Here is a 23356-nt window from a genome sequence, read left to right as displayed (position 1 = left end):
AAGTCAATATACAAGGAAAAAATGTTAGCTGTTTTTCCCCTTAAGTTTTCTTTACAAAAAGGAATTTTTTTGGCCCGCGAAAAGCGCTTTCGGGTAAAAGTGCGGGCTCAAGGTAAAGAGTTCTGGATTTATACCAATAATACAGGCTCCATGAGGGGCTTACTTGAGCCAGGTAGAACTATTTGGTTTAGTAAAAGTGCAAATAAAAAGAGAAAACTTCCCTATACCCTGGAGTTAATAGAGGTAAATGGGGTACTGGTGAGTGTTAATACTGCTTTACCCAATCAAATGTTGCAATTTCTCTGGGAGAAAAGTTTAATACCCTTCTGGAGAAACACGCATTTTCAAGCAGAAAAAAGTATTGGACAAAGTAGGCTGGATGGTTTTCTTCTGGGACAGGAAAAGAAGATATGGGTGGAAGCCAAAAATGTTACTCTAGTTGAAAATAACATCGCTTATTTTCCTGATGCCAAAACCAAAAGAGGAGTAAAGCATTTGCAGGATTTAATTGCTTTAGGCCAAAAGGGTGATTTGGCCTGTGCCCTTTATGTAGTGCCCAGGGAAGATGCCAGAGGTTTTTTGCCTGCTGATTTTATTGACCCTGACTATGCGTATTGGTTTTGGCAGGCAGTAAAAAAGGGCGTAAAGGTGTTTTGTCTGCGTCTTAAGGTGAGGCCTCAAGAGTTTATTTTGGATAGATTTATCCCTTTACTTAAGCGTGGTTAGATAGTCCTTACCCACTCCAACAATGGTAATATTGTGTTGATTGGCCAGGTCTATAGTTTCTTGCAGGTCAAAAAAAAGGCTGTTTTTAGACTCAAAAAAGAGGGCAGAAGCCCTGGCTTTGAGCATGGTTTTTAGGGTTTCCAGGCCTATGGCAGGCAAGTCGATTCTCCTGTCCTGTCCTGGCTTAAAGGCCTTTAAAACCACACAACCAGGACCTGTTAGCTCTCCAGCCCTTTTTATAGTGGCATTGGTTCCTTCAATGCCTTCTACAGCAATGACCATCTTTTCCTTTACCACCAGGCATTGGCCAATATCCAGCTCTCCCAATTTTTTTAAAATAGGCCAGCCAAAGTAAAAGTTCTCCACTTCTTCTGGACTTGGGCTGCGCAGGGTAAGGATTCCTTCTGGACCTAAAAGATGGGGGACAAACTTTTCTGCACTTACCACTGGTAAATTTTCACTTTCAAATTCAGCAATTAAGGCTTTGAATAAAGAGGCATCATTGCGGTTTTTCAGCTTGAAGAGAAGCTTGGCAGCCCTAAAGTCAGGTCTTATATCCAGGGCCTTGGGTTTGTTGATGGGGCCAGCAAAAACTATTTCCTGGGCCTTATGTTTTTTAAAAAAGTTTATAACCTTGTTCAGTTGCCCCAGTTTAACCCATAGAAAGCTATCTACTTCTTGTTCTAAAAGGGCATTGGTATGTTCTTTAAAACCTACCCCTACTACTTTGTAGTGTTTTTTTTTGGCCTCCTTAGCTATGAGAAAGGGAAATTTACCTCCCCCAGCAATAAGTCCTAAGATATTCATTTGTCTTGGGCAAAGGAGATAATACCGCGCTTACTGTTTTGGATAAACTTTAGAAAATTTTGCACTACAGCAAAGTTCCCCAGTTCTTCTTCTATTTTCTTCAGGGCTTCTTCTTGCCTAAGATTAGAAGTCCAGAGAATTAAAGAGGCTTTTTTTAGGGCCTGAATGTCTTCTTTGGCAAAACCTTTTCTGCGTAAACCCACGAGATTGGGACCATAGGCCTTGGCCCTTTCTCCTGCTACCAGCATATAGGGAGGAACGTCTTGAGCTACTCCAGTTTTCCCACCAATAAAGGCGTAGTCTCCAATGTGCACAAACTGGTGCACTGCAGAAAGGCCACCTATGGTAGCATGATTGCCCACTTTAACGTGGCCAGCCAGGGTAGCACAATTGGCCAGAATTACAGAATCTCCAATTTCGCAGTCATGGGCTACGTGGGTATAGGCCATAAGCAGACAGTTGTTGCCAATTTTGGTAACTCCACCACCTTCTTCTGTGCCACGGTGTAAGGTAGTAAATTCCCTAATCCTGTTATTATTTCCAATAATAAGCCAGCTCTCTTCCCCTTTAAATTTAAGGTCTTGAGGAATTTCTCCCACAAAGGCATAGGAGAATAGGTGATTGTTCTGACCTATTTTAGTGAAGTTTTTTATCTGGGCAAAACTGTCTATTTGGCAATTGTCCCCAATTTCCACCTTGTCTTCAACAATAGCATAAGGGCCTATGCAGACATTTTCTCCCAGTTCAGCCTTGGGGCTGACTATGGCTGTGGGATGGATTTGTCTAGACACTATCTATCCTCCCTGGGAACAATGGCTGCAGAAAGAATTCCCTGAGCTGCAACCTCTTGCTTTAAGAGGGCCTGGGCCCTCATTTTCCAGAGATTGAGCTTATGCTTTTCATAGTGTACTTCCAGGGTTAGAGTATCTCCTGGAAAGACAGACTTGCGAAAGCGCACCTTTTCCATGCCTGTAAACAGAAAAATTTTATCTTCTACTTCTTCCGGGATGCTTTTCATAACCAGGATTCCGCCAGCCTGGGCCAGGGATTCCAGAATTAATACTCCAGGCATTACAGGATAAGAAGGAAAGTGCCCCTGAAAAAAGGCTCGTTGATGGAGACGCATTTGATGGCCTTGATGTACTTAAAGGGTTCATATTCCAGCACTCTATCTACCAGCAAAAAGGGGTAGCGATGGGGTAAAAGCTCTAAGATATCTTTACTTACAATTTCGCCCGGGACTTTTTCTAGCATGGCCTTATTCTCCTAATTTTTCTTCCAGTTCTTTTAGCTTTTTTCCAGTTCTTTTATTTTTCTTTGCATTTGAGGTAGCCTGGGTAAAATAGTGGCTGTTTTTAAAAAAGTGAGATGAGGCATGGCTGGAATGCCTCCCACATCTGTGTTAGGAGGCAAAGATTTACCTACTCCAGATTTGGCAGCCACTCTACAGCCATCTCCAAGGGTCAAGTGGCCGGCAACTCCCACCTGCCCCGCTAAAATTACCTGCTTGCCCAGGGTGGTGCTGCCAGCAATTCCCACCTGAGCTACCAAGATGGAGTTTTCTCCTATTTTTACATTATGCCCAATCTGGACCAGATTGTCTATTTTAGTGCCTTTGCCTATTTTGGTTTCTCCTAAGGCTGCCCTGTCTATGCTGGTGTTGGCTCCTATTTCCACCTCGTCTTCGATAACCACTTTGCCCACTTGAGGAAATTTTTCCAATCCATAACTGGCCTGGGCAAAGCCAAAACCATCACTGCCAATTACTACCCCAGCGTGTAAGATAACCCTGTTGCCAATCTGGCTTTGAGCCAGGATGGAGACATTGGGGTAAAGCACACAGTCTTCACCAATGCTTACCTCTTCACCAATATAACAACCTGAAAATATGGTAGTGTTTTTACCTATTTTTGCCTTTTTACCTATGTACACAAAAGGATAAATGGTAGCTGTAGGGTCAACCTGGGCTTGGGGATGGATGTAGGCAAGTTCACTTTGTCCTTGAAAACTGCCCTGAGCTTTAGCAAAAAGCTGAACTGTCCTGGCAAAATCCAGATAGGGATTGTTACTAATCAGACACCTTGGAACCTTGTCTGCAAATTCTTTAGCTAAAATCACTGCTCCTGCCTTGGTTTGGCTAAGCAGAGGAGCATATTTGGGGTTGGCCAAAAAGGATATTTCATCCTCTTTGGCCTCTTCCAAGGTGTTTACTCCCTTAATTTCTAAATCTTCACCCTTGAGGGTGATTCCCAATTTTTGAGCTAGCTCAGAAAGAAGCATTATTTTTTACCCTTTTTGGCTTCTTTTTCCAGGCCTTGTTTAGTTCAGCCATGATTTCATTGGTAATATCTACCTTTTCAGTGGCAAATAAAAGTCCGCTGGCTCGCATATCCCAGATAGCAGTATAGCCGTGCTTTTTAGCATAATCTTTGATAACTTTGGCCAGTAATTGAATGATGGGTTTGCTTAATTTTTGCTCTTCCAGTTTGAGTTTTCTCTGATAGGCTTGAACTGTATCTTGATAGTCTCTGACTTTTTTACGAAATTCCAATTCCTTATCCTGTTTGGCTTCTTGACTTAAAACCAGGGATTGTTTTTGCAATTCTTCTCTTAGGGTTTGCAGTTCTTTTTTTTGTTTTTCTATGTCTTCCTGCATTCCCTTGGTACTTTCTTTTAACTGTTTTAGCGCTTGTTGGCCGGGTTCAGATTGACTTAAGACCTTTTGCATGTCCACTACGCCGATTTTGGTCTCAGCCAGAGCTAAGGAAGTGATAAATAAAGTGAGTAATACACTTAAACCTAAGATTTTTTTCATTGAAGACTCCTTTTTTTGATTTTTAATAAAACTGTCCAACACTAAATTCTAATTTCTTGGGGCGCTCTCCGTCAAGTTCGTCCAGGGCATAACCAAACTCCAGACGCAAGGGCCCCAAAGGAGAATACCAGCGGATACCTGTACCCACACTTTTATAGAGGTCTGTATCCATGCTTTCACTTTCATCCCAGGTATTGCCTGCATCAAAGAAAACAAGCCCCAGGATGCCCATTTCCTTGTAAAGGGGAAAGAGGTATTCCACATTGGTGAAGAACTCCTTATTACCACCTTTATAATCTCCATTGTCATACTTGGGAGCGATTTCCCGTCCAGGATATCCACGCACTGAATCAATTCCGCCTAAATAAAAGCGTTCAAAGGTAGGAATTTCTTCCTCGCCATTTTTGGTTACATAGCCTAAACGGAAATGCCAGTGAAAAATGTGTTCCCACCAGAGGGGTTTGTAGTAGCTAAAGTCATAAATGGTTTTGATAAAGTTATCATCTCCACCAATAACTCCTCCTGAGTACTCCAGAGAGAGGGTGTTTTTGGTGCCCCTGGTAGGATTTAAAAGCCTATCCGTAGTATCCCGGCTAATGGAAGCATAAAGAGTACTGGCCCAGTTATCTCCTTCCATGTCTTTGATGTCTTCATCTGCATCTTCGTCCACATTGGAGATGGTGTATTGTTCTAAACGATAGCTCCAGCTCAAGGCAGTGTATTCTCCTAAAGGATAGGCAAAGTTTAGTTTGCCACCAGTACTGGTTTTGTCAAAATCAAAATATTCTTCTGAGCTTCTATAGGCTGAAAAGCCTACCCCTAATTTGCTATCGTTATATCTTGGATTCCAGAAATAACCGGTATAACTGGTGCGTCGACCGCTAAAGGTGCCAGTAAGTCCAATAGCATAACCTTTTCCAAAGAGGTTACGCTTTTGGATTCTGGCAGTAAAAAAGACCTTATCCAAAGAAGAATAGCCTGCTCCAGCAGAAATCATGCCGGTTGGCTTTTCCTTTACCTTGACCACCAAATCCATTTCTGAAGGTGTGGAAGCAGGTACGGTTTGAATGTCTACGGTTTCAAAGTAATCTAGCTTGTTTAAGCGCACATTGGAGCGTTTTAATTTCTGGCCACTAAAGAGGTCTCCATCTACCAAACGCATTTCCCTACGAATTACATTGTCCCTGGTATAGGTGTTCCCTTCTATAAGTAGTCGCCTGATATAGACCTTTTCTCCCTTTTTAGGAATGTAGCTTACATCCACCACCTTTTCTTTAGGATTGGGATTTAGGTCTACATCACACTCAGCATAGGCATAGCCATAGTTGGTGTAAAAGTCTGCCAGCTTTTGGCTATCATCTCTAAGTACTGAACGGTCAAAGTATTCTTTGTCCCTGGCCAAGTCATCCATTTTTATCAGGCCATATAAGGTGTCCAGTGGGAAAAGTCCTTCTTCTTCAATGCTTACCTTCCCTACCCGGTAGCGTTCACCTTCATGTACTTTAAAAATAATGTCAGATGCCATCCTCTTTAAATTTTACTTCAGGTTTGCCCACTTTGACCTCAATAAATCCTCTATTGCCATAGTAAGCCTCAATAAAGGCAGCATCCCTTTCCAGATATTCTTCCTTTAAAATACCTGTTCCTGTGAGCCAGGAAAAGATTCCCCGCTCCTGCAAGGCCAGTTCGTCTTTGATGTCATCAGGGTCTAACTGTTTAGCGCCTTCAATGGTAATCTTTTTTATGTAGAGTTTTTTACCTTCATCAATGACAAAAACAAGTCTTGCTGCTTTTTGGCCATCACCTTCCAGTTTATAGCTTACTTTGGCCTGGTAAAATCCCTTTTTACGATAGAGTTCTCTAATTTTATCCAGATCTTCAGAAACGATTTTTAAGTTTAAAATGGAACCTTTTTTACTGGAGATAGCTTCCAGAATGTCATCTGCATCAATTTCCTTGGCTCCTTCCACACTAATGGCTTGAATAAGAGGCTTTTCCTTGACTTCGATAATGAGTTTTTTCCCTTCAGGCACATCTGCAAGCCCAAAACGAATATCCTGAAAATAACCCAGGTCGTAGAGGTTTTTTAAATCTTCGTTTATGGTTTTGGGATCAAAGATATCTCCCTTTTTGGTTTTTAAACGCAGTAAAATGGTTTCCTTATCTAAGATTTTGTTGCCTTTTACTTCTATTTCAGCGATTTGTTCCTTTTTTAAGACTTCTAGTTTTATTTTTGCCACCAATTCATCTACTGCAGGCAAAAGGTTAATTAAACCCTTTTTGACTACAAAAAGGGCTTTGGCTGGCTTTAGGCCATAGGCTTCCACCAATCTGGTATCCAGGCTTATACTCTCACCCACCTGGCTAAAACTTCCATAAAGCCCCAGGTTGGCATCCAAAAGCAAAGAGAGGTTTTTTACTGTGCTTAAGTCCAGATACTCCACCTGTTCTTCTTCCAGGATCTTTTGCACCTTGTCTAATTCCACGGTCTGAAATCCCTGGGCTTCAAGGCGCTCTTTGAGAAGTTTGGGCAGACTTTCCTTAAGGTAGCTCACATCTTCAGGCCCGTTAATTTCAAAGGGGAAGACAGCTATGGTAATTTTCCCCAGGTCTTGAGCTGGACTTAAGCCGGGAAGGAGAAAGAGAAAAAATAAAAGGTAGATGCCTATGGAACTAAATTTTAAGCGCATGTAATTCTCCTGCGTGTAATTCATAGTGTTTATTCATCAGCCTGGCCAATTCCAGGTTGTGGGTGACCACCACGAGAGTGGTCTTTAATTTCTGGTTTAACTCTACCAGTAAATTGCCCACTAATTGTCCATTTTTTTCATCTAAATTGCCGGTGGGTTCGTCTGCCAGAATTACCTCTGGGTTGAGGGAAATAGCCCTGGCAATGGCCACTCGCTGTCTTTCTCCGCCAGAAAGGGTGGTTACTGACTGACTAGAAAGATTTTCAACTCCTACAAGAGAAAGGGCCTCTTTTGCAAGAGAAAAACTTTCTCTTTTGCTCAACCCCTGAATTATGCCAGGTAAGGCCACATTTTCCAGCACAGAAAACTCAGGCAAAAGGTGATGAAATTGAAAAACAAAACCTAGCGAGCGGTTGCGAAAAAAAGCCTTTTCCTCAATGGAAAATTTGAACAATTCCTTGTCCTTAAAAAAAATCTCTCCCCAGGAAGGCTCATCCAGGGTGCCCAGGATATGCAATAAAGTGGATTTGCCTGAGCCAGAAGTTCCCAAGATGGCCAGAGAATCGCCTGGAAAAATTTCCAGACAGATATTTTTGAGAATGGTGATTTTTTCTTTTCCGGGGTAAACTTCTTTTCCTAAGTTTTTTAACTTATAAAGTGGTTGCATAAACTACTCGTAGCGTAGAGCATTAGCTGGGTTTAGTTTAGCTGCCTGTTTCGCCGGGTACAAGGTAGCTAGAAAACAGAGCAATATGGCCATAACACCTATTAAGACCAAATCCAGAGGTCGATGCAAAATGGGTAGATGATCCAAATAATAAACATCTGCTGGCAGTTTAATGAACTGATACTTTTTGAGAAGAAAACTAATCCCCAGCCCCAGGGTATAACCCAGAGCAGTACCAATACAGCCAATAATGGTTCCCTGGAGCATAAATATTTTACGAATCCTTTGAGGCGTAGCACCCATGGAAATCATGACTGCAATGTCCCTGGTCTTTTCCATTACCAGCATAATCAGGGTTGTGATAATACTAAAGGAACCCACTAACACGATCATGAGTAAAATTACGCCCATGGCAGTTTTTTCCAGTTTAAGCGCAGAAAAAAGGTTTTGATTCATTTCTATCCAGTTGCGAGTGTAATAGGGAAAGTTGCCAATGGCCTTTAGAATCTGTTGGGCAATTTCAGGGGCCCTGTACACTTCAAAGACGCGTATTTCTAGAGCAGTAACGCCTTGTTGTTTAAATCCCAGGAGTTTACCTGCTTGAGAAAGGGAAACATAGCCCAAAGAGGAGTCGTACTCATAGACTCCGGTTTTAAAGATGCCCACTACCTCAAAGGTCTTTATCTTGGGTGAAAAGCCTGCACTGCTTTTTTCTCCACTGGGAGCCAGGATATTTACCTTGCTACCCAGGGTGAGGTTTAGTCTATCAGCCAATTCCTTACCCAGGATTATAGCGGGAAAGGGATTTTCCTGTTTGAGATTACTGCTTTTTCCCAGGATAAGAATTTTGTTTAGCTCAAATACTGAATCAGCCCCCAGAGGGTCGATGCCTCGTAGGACCAATCCCTTTACTCCTCCAGGCCCACTGGCCATTACTTCACTGTAAATAAAGGGAGCAACTGCCTTTACTCCTTTTATCTGGCTGATTTTTTCTTCCAGCTGATGGTAGTCGGTAATCAGGCCATTGTAGCTGCCCACTAGGACGTGGGCGTTAATCCCCAGGATTTTTTCCTGCAGGTTTTGGCTAAAACCATTCATTACCCCCAGGACAATGATAAGAGCAGCTACGCCTAAGGCCACTCCTAAAATAGAGATAAAGGTAATAACCGAGATAAAAGTTTGCTTCTGTCTGGCTAAAAGATATTTTTGGGCAACAAAAAGTTCAAATTTCATTAGCTAGAAGGAGTTTCTGGCCTTAAGAGCGGAAATAGAATTACCTCTCTAATAGAAGGAGAATTGGTTAGGAGCATGACCAGACGGTCAATACCAATTCCTTCTCCTCCTGCTGGAGGCATTCCATATTCTAAAGCCCGAATGTAATCTTCATCCATAAAATGGGCTTCTTCATCTCCTGCTTCTTTTTCTTTGACCTGTTCTAAAAAGCGCTCTTTTTGATCAAAGGGATCATTTAGTTCAGAAAAGGCATTGGCCATTTCTCTACCAGCAATAAAAAGCTCAAACCTATCAGTAATTGTAGGATCTTGTTCATTGCGTCTGGAAAGGGGAGATATGTCTGTGGGATAGTGGTAAATAAAATGAGGCTGGATGAGTTTGGGCTCTACTAAAAGGTCAAAAAGCTTGGCCTGCACTTTGCCCAGCTTTTCCCCTTCGATTACCTTTTCTCCCAATTTTTTGACCAGCTCTTTGGCTGTTTCATAATTTTGATATTCTTCTGGCTTTAAATTGCCTATTTTTTCCAGAGATTCATAAAAAGAAAGTTTGTTCCAGGGTGGAGTAAGGTCTATTTCATGCTCTCCATAAGGTATTTTCATGGAGCCGCAGACTTCCAGGGCCAGTTTGGAAAAGAGTTCTTCAGTGAGTTCCATAAGCATTTTAAAATCTGCATAGGCCATGTAGAACTCCAGCATGGTAAATTCTGGATTGTGCTGGGTGGAAATACCTTCATTTCTAAAATTGCGGTTTATCTCATAAACCCGTTCAAAGCCACCTACCAAAAGTCTCTTCAGGTAGAGCTCTGGAGCAATACGCAAGTATAACTGCATGTCCAGGGCATTGTGGTGAGTGATAAAGGGCTTGGCTGTAGCTCCACCTGGAATGGGCTGCATCATGGGAGTTTCTACTTCTAAAAAACCCCTTTGGTCTAAGAAATTGCGAATAAAACGCACAATTTGAGAGCGTTTAATAAAAATTTCTCTGGACCTGGGATTGACAATAAGGTCCACATAGCGCTGACGATAGCGTAGCTCCACATCCTTTAGGCCGTGGTATTTTTCGGGCAAAGGGCGTAAGGACTTGGTGACCAATTCTATTTGGTCTGCTTTGATGGTAAGTTCGCCTGTTTTGGTTTTAAACAGAGTACCCTTAACCCCTACAATATCCCCAATGTCAAACTTTTTAAAAACTTGATTATAAAATTCTTTGCCTAAAAGGTCCCTTTGGGCATAGACTTGAATTTTGCCAGAGTGGTCCTGAATATGAAAAAAGGTAACTCGCCCAAAGGAGCGCAGGGCCATAATCCTACCAGCCACTACAAAGGATTTATCTAGATTTTCCAGCTCTTCAGCTGGAAGGTCTTTATATTTTTCTACAATGGGTTTTATGTCATCCTGTTTGCGAAAGGTATTGGGATAGATGGCAATGCCATCTTGTTGAAATTTTAAAGCTTTTTCCTTACGCTGGCGAATAAGGCGATTTTCATCCTGTTGAGTTTGACTTTCCTTGTTCAATGTTCTGACCTCGTGTGAAAAATTAAAACAATTTAGTTATTTTAAATCGCTGCGGGCGTCAAGGAAAAGGAAGAGTGGGGGGAGGGAGTTTAAAATTCTCTTTATTTTCGTATTGAAAAGAATTGGCTAAAAGTTTAGAAGCTAAGTATGGCTAAAAGAAAAGTACTTTTTATTTGCAAGCCAGAGCTTATCACTCCTTTCTATGCTTTTTTCCAGGAGCAGGAAATAGAAGTGCTTTTGGCAGAAAATTTTTCAGGTGCCATTAAAAGCTTGCAAAGTGCAGAAGTAGAATTGATCTTTGTGCAGACTGGTTTACCTGGCTTTAGAGTAGAAGGCTTTTTGGCCTGGCTGGAGGAGAAGGGACACCAGGTTCCGGTTTACATCTTAAGCAAGCAAGGCAATAGTCTGGAAGCCAAGAAATTTTTAGAAGCAGGGGCCAAAGACTACTGGCTTTTGCCCTTAACTGAAGAAAAATTGGGCCTTCTTTTGTCCTTTCCCCAGGAAAAAAGAGTGTACTTGCAGAACAGGAAAAGATTTCGTTTTCCAATAAAGAAATTCTGGGTAATCACCCAAAAATAAAAACCTTGCTGGAGTTGGCTAAAAGAGTGGCCAGGTCCAAGGCTTCGGTCTTGATTAGTGGAGAATCTGGCACAGGCAAGGAACTATTGGCCAGGTTTATTCATCAGCACAGCGGGCGCAAAGGCCCTTTTGTGGCCATTAACTGTGCAGCTTTACCAGAACATTTACTGGAGAGCGAACTTTTTGGCCATGAAAAAGGAGCTTTTACTGGGGCCATTGCCAGAAAATTGGGTAAGTTTGAACTGGCTAATGGAGGCACCATTCTTTTGGATGAAGTAACAGAGATGGACTTTAATTTACAGGCCAAGTTGTTGAGGGTACTGCAGGAGGAAGAATTTGATAGGGTTGGCGGTACAGAAAGCGTAAAAGTGGATGTAAGGGTGATAGCTACCACCAACCGGAACATTGAAGAGTGGATTAAGGAAAACAAGTTTAGAGAAGACTTATATTACCGTTTAAATGTAATTCCCTTAAAAATTCCTCCCTTAAGAGAAAGGGGAGAAGATATTTTGCTTTTAGCCAGTGCCTTTGTGCAAAAATTTTGCCTGGAGTATAAATTGGGCCCCAAGTTCTTTTCTGAAGAAGCCAAAAAGTGGCTTTTAAATTATAATTGGCCTGGCAATGTGCGAGAGCTTCAAAATTTGATGGAAAGGGCAGTTCTTATTGCCCAGGAAAATAAAATTACTTCCAAACACTTTCTTGTGGAAAATAGCCTGGAAGACTTTGTCCAGGAACAGGTAAAGGAAAAAACAGAAGAGCAAAGAGAAGACACTCTTTTAACTCAAGAGGTGTTGCCTTTGGCTGAAATGGAGCAAAAAATGATTTTGCGCAGCCTAAAACTTACAGGAGGTAACCGCTCTCAGGCCTCTCAGCTTTTAGGCATTTCTGTTAGAACTTTGCGGAACAAGTTAAATGAATATAAAAAACAGGGGATAAAAATTCCTTAAAGTGAAAGGAGAAAGTAAATGTACTTAAATAAACAGATAACAGGTTATCTGGAGAGAGCTTCCTGGATTCGCAAGATGTTTGAAAAGGGTAGAGAGCTCAAGCAAAAATATGGCCAGGACAGGGTCTATGATTTTAGCCTGGGTAATCCTGACCTACCTCCACCTCCAGGAGTTATAACTGCCCTGGAAGAAGTAAAAGAAAGGGCCAAGCAGCCCTTAGGGCTTGGTTATATGCCCAATGCTGGTTTCCCGGAGTTAAGGGAACGCTTGGCTGCTTTTTTAAGTAAAGAACAGGGAGTAAAATTTCAGGCTGAAGATGTGGTTATTACCTGCGGAGCTGCAGGGGGAATCAATGCCCTTTTGCGTGCCCTTTTAGAGCCAGGGGAAGAAGTGGTTACCTTTGCCCCTTATTTTGTGGAATATGGTTTTTATGCTGAAAACCATCAAGGTAAGCTAAGGGTAGTAAAAACCTTAGAGCCTGACTTTGCCCTGGATATGGAAGGCCTGGCCAGGGCTATTAGCAAGCAAACCAGGGTAGTGCTTATCAATTCTCCCAACAATCCCAGCGGGCAAATAATTAGTGAAGAAGAATTAGGCAAGATAAGTGATGTTTTGACTGCAAAGAGTAAAAAAATAGGTCATCCCATTTTCCTGGTAGCAGATGAACCCTACAGGTTCTTAACCTATGAAGGGGCTTTGGTCCCTTCTATTTTTAAATTTTATCCCTATTCAGTGGTAGTAAGTTCCTTTTCCAAAAGCTTGGGGTTAGCTGGCGAAAGAATCGGCTATGTGGCTGTAAACCCTCAACTGGAAAATAAAGAGGAACTGGTAAATGGCTTGATTTTGACCAACAGAATTTTGGGTTTTGTCAATGCACCAGTAATTGGACAATATTTACTTATGGCTGCTTTAGGAGAAGAAGTGGATAAAGAAATTTATTATAAGAGAAGAAGATTGATGGGTGAGATTTTAGAAGAAGCAGGCCTTAACTTTACCTGGCCCAGGGGTGGATTTTATTTTTTCCCTCAAGCTCCAGACAGAGAAGAGGGCAAGTTTATAGATAGTTTGCTGGCAGAAAGGGTGCTGGCTGTACCTGGCACTGGCTTTGGCTATCCTGGGTATGTGCGTTTTGCCTTTTGTGTACCAGAGGAAGTAATTAGTAGAGCCAGGGAGCCTATTTTAAGGGCAGTAGAAAAGCTTTCTTAAGTTTACAGGTTAAAAAAAGGCTTGGAGGTCTGCTACCTGCAGTGCGGTTAGAGCCAGTAAAAGAGCAAGGGTTAAATTAACCACTCTTTTTACTGGCTTTTTATTTAAGTGTTGATTTAAAATAGAGCCAGCTAAAGTCCAGGTGGAAATGGCCAAAAAACAGATGGTGGTGAGTAAAATATAGGTAGCCAGAAAGTAAACTGGTTCTTTAGGCATGTCTTTTAAAATAGTAGAATAGATGGCCAGACAATATAAGATGGCTTTAGGATTAAAAAATTGGAGATAAATACCCTTTTTAAAATCAAAGAGAATTTTATTTTCTGTTTTTAGTTCATAATTTGCCTTTAAGGTCTGAACACTTAAATATAAAATATAAATAGCCCCAAGTATTCCCAGGTAACTTTTGAAGCTTCCTAAAAAAGTTAAAAGCAGGGTAGAAAATAAAGAAGAAAGGATTAGGAGTAATAAAACCCCAAGAACGATGCCCAGAAGATAGGGTAAAGTCTTCTTATATCCGTAATTTATACCCATGATGCTACTGCTTATATTGTTAGGGCCCGGGGTAAAGGAAGTTATAAGGGCAAAGCTAAGCAAGGTGGAAAAGGTTTCAAGCATTTTATTTAGTAAATAAATTTTTTAAATCTTGAGCAATTAAAAACAAGCAGGGAATAAGGAGCAGGGTAATAAAAGTGGCAATTAGAATTCCAAAGCCCAGGCTTATGGCCATGGGGATTAAAAACTGGGCTTGTAAGCTTTTTTCTAAAATCATGGGCATAAGTCCAGCAAAGGTGGTAAGGGAGGTGAGAGTTACTGCTCGAAAGCGCTTTTGTCCAGCCAGATAAACTGCTTCAAAAGGCTTGTTTCCCTGTTGTTTTAGAAAGTTGGCTGCATCCACCAGTACCAGGGCATCATTTACAGCCACTCCTGCCAAGCCCACTATGCCAAACATACTTAAGATGCTTAAGTTAAAGCCTAAAAGCAAGTGCCCTAAAATAGCTCCTAGAATACTGAAGGGAATAGCAATCATGATGATTAGGGGCTGGCCGTAGGATTTTAAGGGAATGGCCAGAAGCACATAAATGAGCATAAGGGCCAGGATAAAACTTTTAAAAATATCCTGCATGGATTCCTTTTGTTCTTTTCCTTCGCCAGCCCAGGACCAGGATAGGTCTGGATATTGGGTTTTTAATTCTGGCAAAAGGGTCTTGGCCAGGGTGTTTCTTAATTCATTGGCATTGTTTTTGGTTTCATCCACATCAGCAAAAACTGTGACCACCCGTCGGTTATTTACCCTTTTAATCTGGGAATAACTTTCAGCTAGTTTAAAGTCAGCCACAAAGCTTAAGGGAACGAATTTGCCCTGAGGGCTTTTTATCCACATTTGAGTAAGGGTTTGGGCAGAGAGTCTTTTTTCTCCGGATAGATAACCCTTACTTTAACTTCATCTTTATCCCTTTGAAAGTTTAAGGCTTCTGCTCCATAAAAAGCTGCTCGTACTTCTCTGGCGATGTAATTGCTACTAAGTCCTAACTCCAGGCCTAGGGGCTTTAATTTTAGCTGGAGTTCTTTTTTGCCCGGAATAAAGGAGTCTCCCACATCAAATACACCAGGTATTTCTTTTAATTTGGCCTGAAACAGGTTGGATATTTTAACTAAGGTGTTGTAATCTGGATGGGATAAATCCAAGGACAAGGGATAACCAAAGGAAAAAAGGTCGCTGGAAAAGTTCAGAGTCTCTACTCCTGGTATTTCTCCCACCTGTTCTCGCCATTTGTTAGCTAAAAAGGCAGAGCTTATTTTGCGGTATTCATTGCCCAAAAGTTCTACAAAGATTTGGGCCACATTACCTCCTGATTGGCCGCTTAAAACATTGGGTCCATGTACTTCCAGCTGGGTACCTAGAAGGGTTAGACTGTATTTTAAAAGAGGAGGGCTATCTGCTGGGCGGTTTTGTTCTGCCTTAGCTATTACAGTTAAGAGGTCTTTTTCTATTTTTTTTACAATCTTTTCTGTATAGCTTAAAGGCGTGCCTGGAGGCAAAGTGAGATTACAGGTAAGAAAATCAGACTCCACTTTGGGGAAAAAGGTAAACTTGATGAGTCCGCCCTTGACCACTCCTACGGCTAAAAGGAGCAGTAAGATGCAAAAACTAAAAAAGATATAACGGTAGTTAAGACAAAATTTTAGGGTTTTGGCATAGGGACCGGTTATAATTTTATTTAATAGTCTGGGTATAAACTGGGGTTCAGTTAGTTTTTGTTTATCCAGACTTCCCTTTAAGTGACAGGGAAGTATAAAAAGTGCTTCCACTAAGGATACAAAAAGAACAGTATTGACCACTATGGGAATGTTGCGCATGAATTTGCCCATCTGTCCACTACCCAGAAGCAAAGGAGAAAAGGCAGCAAGGGTGGTTAAAATAGAAAAGATAACAGGCCGGCCAACTTCATAGGCACCTTCTACACTGGCCTTAAAGGGTGATAGCCCTTGCTGGTGTTTGGTGTAAATATTTTCTCCAATTACAATAGCATCGTCTACCACAATACCCAGGACCATAATAAAGGCAAAAAGAGAAATCATGTTGATGGAAATGTCTGTAAAGGGCAAAAACAAAAAGGCTCCTGCAAAGGAAATGGGTATGCCCAAACTTACCCACAGGGCCAGGCGAAAGTTTAAAAACAGGCTTAAAGTTATAACCACCAGGATAAGACCAAAGGCCATGTTTTTTAACAAAAGCTTGATTCTATCTTTTAGGAGTTTGGAAGTGTCATCATAAACAGCCAGGTGTAAGTTGGGAGGGAGATATTTTTGGGTTTGAGCCACATATTCTTTTACTTCTTTAGCCACAGTTAGGGCATTTTGTTCACCTATACGATAAACCTGAATAAGGACAGCAGGCAGCCCCTGAAAGCGTACCTTTAAGTCCTCATCTTCAAAGGTATCTTGTACCTGCCCCAAATCCTTAACCCTTAGAATACTTCCATCTGGCTGGGTAATAAGGGGGATTTGCTCAAAGTCCTCTTTGGTATAACGCTTGCCCTTAAAGCGTAGTAAAATTTCACCTGCAGGGTCTTTAATCCTGCCCAAAGGCAGGTCCTGGCTATAGGATTTAATCTTTTCAGCTACTTCAGTTAAACTCAAGTTGTATTTACGTAAGGTCTGTTCACTTATCTGGATGTGGATTTCATTGTCCCTTATTCCAGAAAGGCTCACTAAGCTTACGTCAGGTAAGCTGGTTAGGTCGTCCTTTATCTTTTGAGCCTGTTTTTTTAGATAGGTTTCAGGTAGTTGACCATAGAGGGCCAGGTTTAGAACCTGATTTTTACGGGTAATTTTTTCTACAATGGGGTCTTCAGCCTCTTCAGGCAAGGTGTCCAATCTATCTACTTCTGATTTTATATCGTCGTAAAGGGTGCTTAAGTCGTAGTCTTTCAGTGCTTCCACCACGATAGTGCCCAAACCTTCGCTGGCGGTAGAGTCTATTTCTTTTACTCCACTAAGGCCAGAGACAGCCTCTTCAATGGGTTTGATGATACTTTCTTCTATTTCCTCTGGGGTAGCACCACTATAGACTACACTTATGGTAACCTTATCTAAAGTGACTTCTGGAAATATTTCCACCTTAAATCCCAGGCCAATAATAATGCCTCCTAGAAGCAAAAAGGCCATAAGCAAATTGGTAGCCACATGATTTTGAGTAAACCAGGCAATTATACTGCGCATTTACTTCACCCTAACCTTTAGTCCTGAACTAACCTCACCTAAGGGAGTGGTCACAACTTCTGTCCCTGACTTGAGGCCTTCTACCAGGAGAAAGTCTTCTTCCTGTTCCCAGACTTTAACTGGACGCATTTCTATGGTCTGCTCTGGTGTTAATATCCAGACTGTATTTAAATCGTGCACACTGGAAACAGGGATTTTAGCCAGACCTTTCTTAAGTTTTCCTAAAAGGGTGACTTGAACAAACTCCCCTGGCTTTAATAGGGGAGAATTTACCTGCAGGTAAATGTCTATAAGACGGGTAGATTCTTCAATTTGTGGCCCGGGTCGCCACCTGGTAGAAGTAAAGGTTTTATCCAGACTGGGTACATAAATCTGGGCCCTGCTTTGAGCGCTGAGGTAGGAGATTTTTTGAGGCTCCAGGGGCACTTTTACTTCCAGAGAGTCCAGAGCATAGTAGGTTGCCAGGCTGGTTCCAGCATTGATGTAGGTTCCCAGGCCCACTTTTTTTCCAACACCACCAGGTCATAGGGAGCAAAAAGCTCAGTGCGTTTTAGGTTTAACTCTGCTTGCTTTAGCTTAGTCAAAGCAATTTCTTTGTTGGCCAGAGCCTGTTTTAATTCTGGCTCTTTGGCAATAAGGGGTGGTACCTGGGCTTCAGGGCCATGTTCTAATTTATAGGCTTCTATGGCTTGCCTGGCCTGGGCTTGAATCAAAATAAGATTGCTTTCTGCTTGAATTAAGTTGTTCTGGGCTTGGGCAAGGGCCAGTTGATAATCTTTGGGGTCTATTTTGAGGAGCAATTCCCCTTTTTTTACAGTGCTTCCTGGTTTTAGTTTGGGAGAAATATAGAGGACTTTGCCACTTACCTGAGGGGTTAAGCTACCTATTTCCCGGGCTTCAATCACGCCCTGGGCTCTAATTTTTAATTGAGAAGAAAAGGTAGTTATCTTTAGTGTTTCTACCAGGGGCACATTTAAATTCTTGGAAGTGGAAGATAGATTTGTTTTTTTACTGTTCAGAAGTTTAAAAATAAATATACCTATAGCCAGAATACAAAAAACAATAACTCCTCTAAGTAGTATTTTTTTCATAGGAACCTCTTTTTACCAGTCTCCACCTAAGGCTTTTACCAGGTTTATTTGATTAAGCAAAAGGTTTAGCTTGTTTTCCTCCATCTCTAACTTGGTTTGGAGATAGTTTTCTTCTCTTTCTTTTAACTCCAATAAAGATAGCTGGCCATATTCATACTTTATCTTAGCTAATTCTAGAGATTTTTTTTGATTTTTTAGGTATTGCTCAAGATTCTGGCGCTGCTCCAAAAGGATTTTTCTCCAGTTTAATACTTCTTCTACTTCTTTAAAGGCAGTGAGCAAGGTGTTGGCATATTCTATTTCTTCTTTTCTGAAGTTAAGAATGGCGATTTCTTCAGCCTTTTTTAATTTTCCTGCCTGAAAAATGGGCTGGACCAGTCCCAGAGCCAGATTCCAGAGAGAACTTTCTGGTGTGAAAAGGTTTTTTAACTCTGTACTGCTATAACCAAAAGTGGCTGTAAGGGTTATTTGAGGGAACCTGGCCTTTCTGGCTATTTGGGCTTTTGCCTCAAGCTCTGCCAATTTTTCTTCCTGGGCCAGGATATCTGGTCTTCTTTTTAAAAGAGAAGAGGGTAAACCAGGATTTACCTGGAGCACATCTAAAGAAAAGTGAGACCAGGGAGAAGTAAAAATATCTTCCCGGGGATATTGGGCCAGAAGCAAGGAAAGGGCATAGATTTTACTTTTAAGGGTGTTTTCTAAAGCAAGAAGTTCATTTTTCCTCTGCTCTACCAGATTTTCAAAGTTAAGCAGGGTAGAAAGTTCACTTATACCCTGAGAATAGTTTAATTGCGCAAGCTGGTATTTGGTTTGAGCTAGCTTTAAAAGTTTTGTTAAAAGTTCTTTTTTATACTTTAAAAAGGCAATATTTAAATATAAACTAGCTCCTTCAGTGAGCAAACTTTGTCTTAGGGCAATTTGTTCGTATTTACCCTGCAAAAAGGTATGCCAGGCAGACTGTCTTTGCTGGCTTAATTTTTGGAATAAATCCAGTTCATAGGAAGCGTAAAGACTTAGAGAATAGGTGTTGCCAAGGGAATATTTTTTATCTCCTGTAAGGGAAGAGATGTATTTTCCTTCTCGTATTACACTTCCCTTTAAATCTATTTGAGGATATAAAGTGGAAAGTTCCTGTTCGTATTGTTTTTTTAAAATTTGGAGGGCAAGGCTGCTTTTTTGTAAGTCCAGACTAGAAGTTTTAATTTGCTCCAGGATATTTTCCAGGTGTTTGTCTTTAAACCTGGTCCACCACCTTCCACTATCACTTTCTTCAGGATTAGCACTTTCTAAATAGGTGGAAGGTATTTTTATATAATTTTTGCGTTCCAACTTTAAATTGGGGCTACAGCCCAGAAGTAAACACAAAAACAAAGCAAAAAATTTTTTCATTTAGTTATTCCTTGAAGTCCCTGGGCTAAGAGAAAGCTTATCTTTTCGCCTATAAAGGGAATTGGCTCTGTTTTTATTTCGGGCAGAATGTGAGGCAAGCTCTTGCTGACCAGATTAAAATGAACTGCCACGCCTATTATGCTCAAGGCATAAACCTTTTTTCTTCCTCAGAGAACCGAGAAGGAAAAATTGTCTCTAAGTAGTTGCTTAAGAGATTTAGCATGGGGTGAATGGCTTCTTTTAACACCATGTCCAGAGCTTCACTGGACTCTCTGAATTCTCTTTGAATTAAAGCATGGTGATATTTTTTAATGTCTTCACAAATGGGACCGGTTAAAAAACTGGTCATCACTTCCTGGACAAAGGTCTGGATATCTAAAGGTTTTTTGGCTTCCAGATTTTTTTGCAGGTATTGTCGCTGAAGATAAGCCCTTTTTAGCCAGAGTTCTTTAAATACAGCCAGGTACAAGCCCTTTTTGCTTCCAAAATAATAGTTAACTGCACTTACATTGACCTGGGCCTTTTGGGTGATTTCCCTTACACTTACGGCCTTAAAGCCTTTTTCACCAAAAAGTTTTTCAGCTACTTCTAAAATTTTTTCTCTGTTGGACTGCATGAAATGCGGGTATAAAACAAACGTTTGTTTGTCAAGATGCTATTTTTCTACTTTTTTAGTATGCTTGAAAAAAATCTTTTTTTTCTTAAGGGAAAATGAATCTAGATTTAGTTAAACCCTTAAGCTGGAGAGAGTGCAATGAAGAAAGAATTTATTTGGTTGCTGGTACTTTTGGGAATGCTTGGAGGATGTAGTAGTTATAGACAAGACCCCAAGGTAATGTCTCAGTCCCTGGAATGGCGTCTGGAAAATCTGGAAAGCAGTTCTTTGGCTTATGGAGAAGAGCTAAGGAAAAATCAAAGGGAATTAACTGCAATTAAAGAGGAATTAAAAAATCTGCAAAGTTCTTTGCAGGCCTTAGAACAAAAAGTTACTGCTTTATCTCAAGCAGAGGCAAAAACAGAAGCAAAGGGTACAGAAGAAAAGATGCAAATTGAATTAATTCCTGGCCCTGGACCAGAAGAAGAACTGGAAGTTAAGCTTGGGGCGATGCAATCTCAAAAAGACTCTTGGACGGATAAAAAGTTGTATGAAAAGGGTTTAAAACTGGTATTAGAGGGCCAATATAAGTCTGGTCGTAAGTTTTTAAAGCAACTGCAGGAAGAATATCCCCAGAGTAAGTTACTGCCCAATGCCCTTTATTGGATTGGAGAAAGCTACTATGGAGAAGAGCTTTATGCTCAAGCCATTCTGGCCTTTAAGCAGGTAGTAAATTCCTTTCCTAAGAGTGAGAAGGCCAGTCATGCTTTACTTAAAATTGCCTATGCCTATCTGGAATTGGGAGATAAGGATAATGCCAGGTTTTATTTAAAGGTTTTACTGGAGGATTATCCCAAAAGTGATGTAGCTGCAAAAGCAAGAATGAAACTTAAGAGCTTGAGTTAAAAAATTGACCAGAGAAAAGGAACTATTTGCCTTTTTAGTTTTAAGAGAGATAAAAGGAGTTGGCCCTGCCAGGATAAAAAGAATAGTTTTAGACTATAAAAGCCCTTATCTTTTTTTAGAAGAAGCACGAAAAGATGTAAAACTGCTTTCAAAATTGGGAATCAACTCTTTAGAATTAGATGGTTGCTGGCAAAAGGCCACTTCTCTGGTTGAAGAAATTTTAAAAAAGAATGTCTCTTACCTGCTTTTTACTGATGATAATTACCCTTCCCTGTTAAGAGAAATAAGTACACCTCCTCCTCTTTTATTTTATAAGGGCAGGTTGTCTTTATTACAAAAAACCAAGGTAGCCCTGGTGGGAGCCAGGAGATGTACAGCCTATGGTTTAAAAATGGCTGAAGAACTGGCTAGCACTTTAAGTGCAGCAGGGATTTGCGTGGTTTCTGGCTTGGCTGTGGGGATTGATGCCAGGGCTCATTCTTTTGCCCTTAGAGGAGAAGGCAAAAGTATAGGGGTCCTGGGTTGTGGCCTAGATGTGGTTTATCCCAGGCAAAACAAAACTCTTTTTGAACAAATGCAAGAACAAGGTTTATTGTTGAGCGAATTTTTACCTTCTACAGAGCCTGAGCCGCAAAATTTTCCCCTTCGCAATAGGATTATTAGCGGGCTTTCCCTGGGAGTAGTGGTAGTGGAAGCAGCTAAAAAGAGTGGTTCTTTAATTACGGCTCAGTTTGCCCTGGAGCAAAATAGAGAGGTGTTTGCTGTGCCTGGTACCTGTAAAATGAATTCCTTTGCTGGGTGTAATGCTTTGATTCAACAAGGGGCTTATCTTATACAAGAGCCAGAAGATGTACTGGAAATGCTTGGTTTGGAGACAAAAGGTTCTTTTTCTGAACCCAAAACAACCTCTGGGGACTTTTCGGATTTAAGTGTAGAGGAAAAACAGATTCTAACTCTTTTACAGGAAAACCAGGAGATGCATTTAGAAGATATTCAACAGGCCCTGCCCTTTTCATCTGCACTGTTAAATAGTATGCTTTTGCAACTGGAAGTAAAAGGACTTATAACCAGAAAGCCAGGTCTCTTTTACTCTTTAATCTAAGAAAAGACTTGATTTTATTTGCAAGAAGAGGAAAGTAAAAATAGCAGTTATTGGTAAGAGGAGAAGTGCATGCAAAAAATTCCCATCAATCTGGCCAAGCCTGGCATGGTCCTGGAAAAACCAGCTACCAGCGAGACCGGGCAGGTGCTTTTGGCAGCAGGGGTTAGCCTTACGGAAAATCACATTCGCATCCTGGCTAACAAGGGGATAAAGTCCATTGTGGTAAAGGGAAATCCCCTGGACCTGGAGGGGCTGGCTTCTGCTCCTTCTTTTGAGAAGCGGATTAAAAGAATGGATTATCTTTTTCGTCATCAGGATGACCCTTTTATGTTAAAATTAAAGAATTTTTTGCAAGAATACTTTCAGCACAAAGCCCTGGCAGAGATGCAGACTCCAGAAGAAGGGAGTGAGTAATGGAAGATTTGCAATTGGAAACCAAGAAAAAGGTTTTAGCAGTCAAGGACTTGCCCACTTTACCCAAGGTATTGGAAGAAGTAAGCAAACTGGTAGAAGACCCCAATTCTTCAACAGAAAAAATTGCCAAAGCTATCTCCAGGGACCAGGTTTTATCAGCCAAGGTCTTAAAAATGGTCAATTCTCCCATTTACGGTTTTCCCAGAAGGATATCTACCATTCAACATGCCCTGGTACTTTTGGGTTTTAATGTGATTAAAGGGCTTATAATTAGCACTTCTGTATTTGATATTATGACCAAGTCCATGGTGGGACTTTGGGAACATAGTTTGGGCTGTGCTTTAGCTGCTTCGGTTATTGCCAAAAAGGTAGGTTTTAAGGACCCTGAGGAGTATGCAGTGGCCGGGCTTTTGCACGACCTGGGCAAGGTAATTGCCCTGGTTCAATTGCCAGAGCTAAAAGAAGAAGTGGATGCAGTGGTAAAAAAAGAAGACCTAAGCTATTATGAGGCAGAACGAAAAGTAATGGGCTTTGCTCACGACAGGATAAATGCCTGGCTGGCAGATTACTGGAATCTTCCTTTGCGTTTGCGAGAGGCCTTGGCCTGGCATCACAAAGTAAAGAGCGCTCAACACCATCCCGATATGGCCGCAGTGGTCCACCTGGCTGATTTTATTACCAGAGCCTTTGAAGTGGGTTTTGCTGGAGATGACCAGGTAAGTTTTGTCTATCCAGAGAGTTTAAAAATACTTAAACTTTCTTTAAATGACCTGGAAGATATTCTGGATAATTTGGGAGAACAGTTTTTAGAACTTTCCCATTTCACTCCTGACGAATAAAATATGAATAAACAACAGGATTTTTTTCTTATTTCCAACTCTGTTGAATTGTTTAAAACTTTGAAAAATCCTTTCCTGCAGCCAATTGGACTGTTTTTGAGCGTGGTAGCGGA

The 23356-nt window shown here is 41.1% G+C and carries 23 protein-coding genes and 2 pseudogenes; 8 read left to right on the top strand and 17 right to left on the bottom strand.

Annotation, left to right across the window (positions count from 1 at the left end):
* Positions 1–21: 21 nt before the first annotated feature.
* A complete protein-coding gene (sfsA, locus tag ACZ42F_RS09650; protein WP_029966478.1) occupies positions 22–726 on the top strand; it encodes a DNA/RNA nuclease SfsA in 705 nt (234 codons plus the stop codon).
* Here sfsA and ACZ42F_RS09645 read toward each other — a convergent pair.
* The 10 genes and pseudogenes from ACZ42F_RS09645 to lysS form a co-directional block, all read right to left on the bottom strand.
* Entirely contained in the window at positions 709–1533 is an 825-nt protein-coding gene (locus ACZ42F_RS09645; RefSeq protein ID WP_464278826.1) for an LpxI family protein, read from the bottom strand. The two genes, sfsA and ACZ42F_RS09645, sit on opposite strands and share 18 nt — an antisense overlap.
* Positions 1530–2324 carry an acyl-ACP--UDP-N-acetylglucosamine O-acyltransferase gene (lpxA, locus tag ACZ42F_RS09640; RefSeq protein ID WP_464278825.1) on the bottom strand — a complete coding sequence of 265 codons (795 nt, stop codon included), beginning with the start codon at positions 2322–2324 and terminating at the stop codon, positions 1530–1532. The genes ACZ42F_RS09645 and lpxA overlap by 4 nt, the downstream gene beginning before the upstream one ends.
* A pseudogene (gene fabZ, locus ACZ42F_RS09635) lies at positions 2324–2787 on the bottom strand (3-hydroxyacyl-ACP dehydratase FabZ). The gene lpxA and the pseudogene fabZ overlap by 1 nt, the downstream one beginning before the upstream one ends.
* Before the next feature lie 33 nt (positions 2788–2820).
* Positions 2821–3813 (bottom strand): UDP-3-O-(3-hydroxymyristoyl)glucosamine N-acyltransferase, encoded by a 993-nt coding sequence (lpxD, locus tag ACZ42F_RS09630; RefSeq protein WP_464278824.1) that lies wholly within the window; start codon positions 3811–3813, stop codon positions 2821–2823.
* Complete coding sequence (locus ACZ42F_RS09625; RefSeq protein ID WP_464278823.1) at positions 3800–4348, bottom strand: OmpH/Skp family outer membrane protein; 549 nt, start codon at positions 4346–4348, stop codon at positions 3800–3802. Before ACZ42F_RS09625 ends, lpxD begins: the two co-directional genes overlap by 14 nt.
* Positions 4349–4370: 22 nt before the next feature.
* On the bottom strand, positions 4371–5873 hold the full coding sequence (gene bamA / locus ACZ42F_RS09620) for an outer membrane protein assembly factor BamA (protein WP_464278822.1): 1503 nt from the start codon (positions 5871–5873) through the stop codon (positions 4371–4373).
* On the bottom strand, positions 5863–7038 hold the full coding sequence (locus tag ACZ42F_RS09615) for a POTRA domain-containing protein (RefSeq protein WP_464278821.1): 1176 nt from the start codon (positions 7036–7038) through the stop codon (positions 5863–5865). The genes bamA and ACZ42F_RS09615 overlap by 11 nt, the downstream gene beginning before the upstream one ends.
* On the bottom strand, positions 7022–7705 hold the full coding sequence (locus tag ACZ42F_RS09610; protein WP_464278820.1) for an ABC transporter ATP-binding protein: 684 nt from the start codon (positions 7703–7705) through the stop codon (positions 7022–7024). Before ACZ42F_RS09610 ends, ACZ42F_RS09615 begins: the two co-directional genes overlap by 17 nt.
* A 3-nt stretch (positions 7706–7708) precedes the next feature.
* Positions 7709–8938, bottom strand: coding sequence for a lipoprotein-releasing ABC transporter permease subunit (locus ACZ42F_RS09605; protein ID WP_464278819.1), 1230 nt, complete (start codon positions 8936–8938; stop codon positions 7709–7711).
* The gene (gene lysS / locus ACZ42F_RS09600; RefSeq protein ID WP_029966451.1) at positions 8938–10452 is read right to left on the bottom strand and encodes a lysine--tRNA ligase; all 1515 of its coding nucleotides are present in this window, start codon (positions 10450–10452) and stop codon (positions 8938–8940) included. The genes ACZ42F_RS09605 and lysS overlap by 1 nt, the downstream gene beginning before the upstream one ends.
* Positions 10453–10599: 147 nt before the next feature.
* Between lysS and ACZ42F_RS09595 the strand changes: the two genes are divergently transcribed.
* Genes ACZ42F_RS09595 through ACZ42F_RS09585 form a run of 3 tightly spaced genes read left to right on the top strand, consistent with a single transcriptional unit; the run spans position 10600 to position 13184 of the window.
* Complete coding sequence (locus ACZ42F_RS09595; RefSeq protein WP_464278818.1) at positions 10600–11031, top strand: response regulator; 432 nt, start codon at positions 10600–10602, stop codon at positions 11029–11031.
* A gap of 5 nt (positions 11032–11036) precedes the next feature.
* The gene (locus ACZ42F_RS09590) at positions 11037–11978 is read left to right on the top strand and encodes a sigma-54 interaction domain-containing protein (RefSeq protein WP_464278817.1); all 942 of its coding nucleotides are present in this window, start codon (positions 11037–11039) and stop codon (positions 11976–11978) included.
* An 18-nt stretch (positions 11979–11996) separates the two neighbouring features.
* Complete coding sequence (locus ACZ42F_RS09585; RefSeq protein ID WP_464278816.1) at positions 11997–13184, top strand: pyridoxal phosphate-dependent aminotransferase; 1188 nt, start codon at positions 11997–11999, stop codon at positions 13182–13184.
* Between the two features lie 9 nt (positions 13185–13193).
* On the opposite strand, the gene ACZ42F_RS09580 is transcribed toward ACZ42F_RS09585, so the two are convergent.
* The 7 genes and pseudogenes from ACZ42F_RS09580 to ACZ42F_RS09550 form a co-directional block, all read right to left on the bottom strand.
* A complete protein-coding gene (locus ACZ42F_RS09580; RefSeq protein ID WP_464278815.1) occupies positions 13194–13799 on the bottom strand; it encodes a LysE family translocator in 606 nt (201 codons plus the stop codon).
* 1 nt (position 13800) lies between these two features.
* A pseudogene (locus ACZ42F_RS09575) lies at positions 13801–16853 on the bottom strand (efflux RND transporter permease subunit).
* A gap of 54 nt (positions 16854–16907) precedes the next feature.
* On the bottom strand, positions 16908–17408 hold the full coding sequence (locus tag ACZ42F_RS09570) for an efflux RND transporter periplasmic adaptor subunit (RefSeq protein WP_464278814.1): 501 nt from the start codon (positions 17406–17408) through the stop codon (positions 16908–16910).
* Positions 17336–17998: an efflux RND transporter periplasmic adaptor subunit gene (locus ACZ42F_RS09565; protein ID WP_464278813.1), complete on the bottom strand. Its 663-nt coding sequence runs from the start codon at positions 17996–17998 to the stop codon at positions 17336–17338. The genes ACZ42F_RS09570 and ACZ42F_RS09565 overlap by 73 nt, the downstream gene beginning before the upstream one ends.
* A 12-nt stretch (positions 17999–18010) precedes the next feature.
* The gene (locus ACZ42F_RS09560) at positions 18011–19387 is read right to left on the bottom strand and encodes an efflux transporter outer membrane subunit (RefSeq protein ID WP_464278812.1); all 1377 of its coding nucleotides are present in this window, start codon (positions 19385–19387) and stop codon (positions 18011–18013) included.
* Positions 19384–19518 carry a hypothetical protein gene (locus ACZ42F_RS09555; protein ID WP_464278811.1) on the bottom strand — a complete coding sequence of 45 codons (135 nt, stop codon included), beginning with the start codon at positions 19516–19518 and terminating at the stop codon, positions 19384–19386. Before ACZ42F_RS09555 ends, ACZ42F_RS09560 begins: the two co-directional genes overlap by 4 nt.
* An 11-nt stretch (positions 19519–19529) precedes the next feature.
* Positions 19530–20003: a TetR/AcrR family transcriptional regulator gene (locus ACZ42F_RS09550; RefSeq protein ID WP_464278810.1), complete on the bottom strand. Its 474-nt coding sequence runs from the start codon at positions 20001–20003 to the stop codon at positions 19530–19532.
* 138 nt (positions 20004–20141) lie between these two features.
* Here ACZ42F_RS09550 and ybgF point away from each other — a divergent pair, with 138 nt between their 5' ends.
* From ybgF to ACZ42F_RS09530, 4 genes are all read left to right on the top strand, one after another.
* Positions 20142–20888, top strand: a complete 747-nt coding sequence (ybgF, locus tag ACZ42F_RS09545; RefSeq protein ID WP_464278809.1) for a tol-pal system protein YbgF — start codon at positions 20142–20144, stop codon at positions 20886–20888.
* Positions 20889–20892: 4 nt separating this feature from the next.
* Positions 20893–21990 (top strand): DNA-processing protein DprA, encoded by a 1098-nt coding sequence (gene dprA / locus ACZ42F_RS09540; RefSeq protein WP_464278808.1) that lies wholly within the window; start codon positions 20893–20895, stop codon positions 21988–21990.
* Positions 21991–22059: 69 nt separating this feature from the next.
* Entirely contained in the window at positions 22060–22404 is a 345-nt protein-coding gene (locus ACZ42F_RS09535; protein WP_464278807.1) for a hypothetical protein, read from the top strand.
* Positions 22404–23243 (top strand): HDOD domain-containing protein, encoded by an 840-nt coding sequence (locus tag ACZ42F_RS09530; RefSeq protein WP_464278806.1) that lies wholly within the window; start codon positions 22404–22406, stop codon positions 23241–23243. Before ACZ42F_RS09535 ends, ACZ42F_RS09530 begins: the two co-directional genes overlap by 1 nt.
* Positions 23244–23356: the final 113 nt, after the last annotated feature.

This window comes from Desulfonauticus autotrophicus (assembly GCF_055381725.1).
The sequence above is the reverse complement of the archived record's forward strand: the minus strand, read 5'-3'. Positions and strand labels throughout refer to the sequence as shown.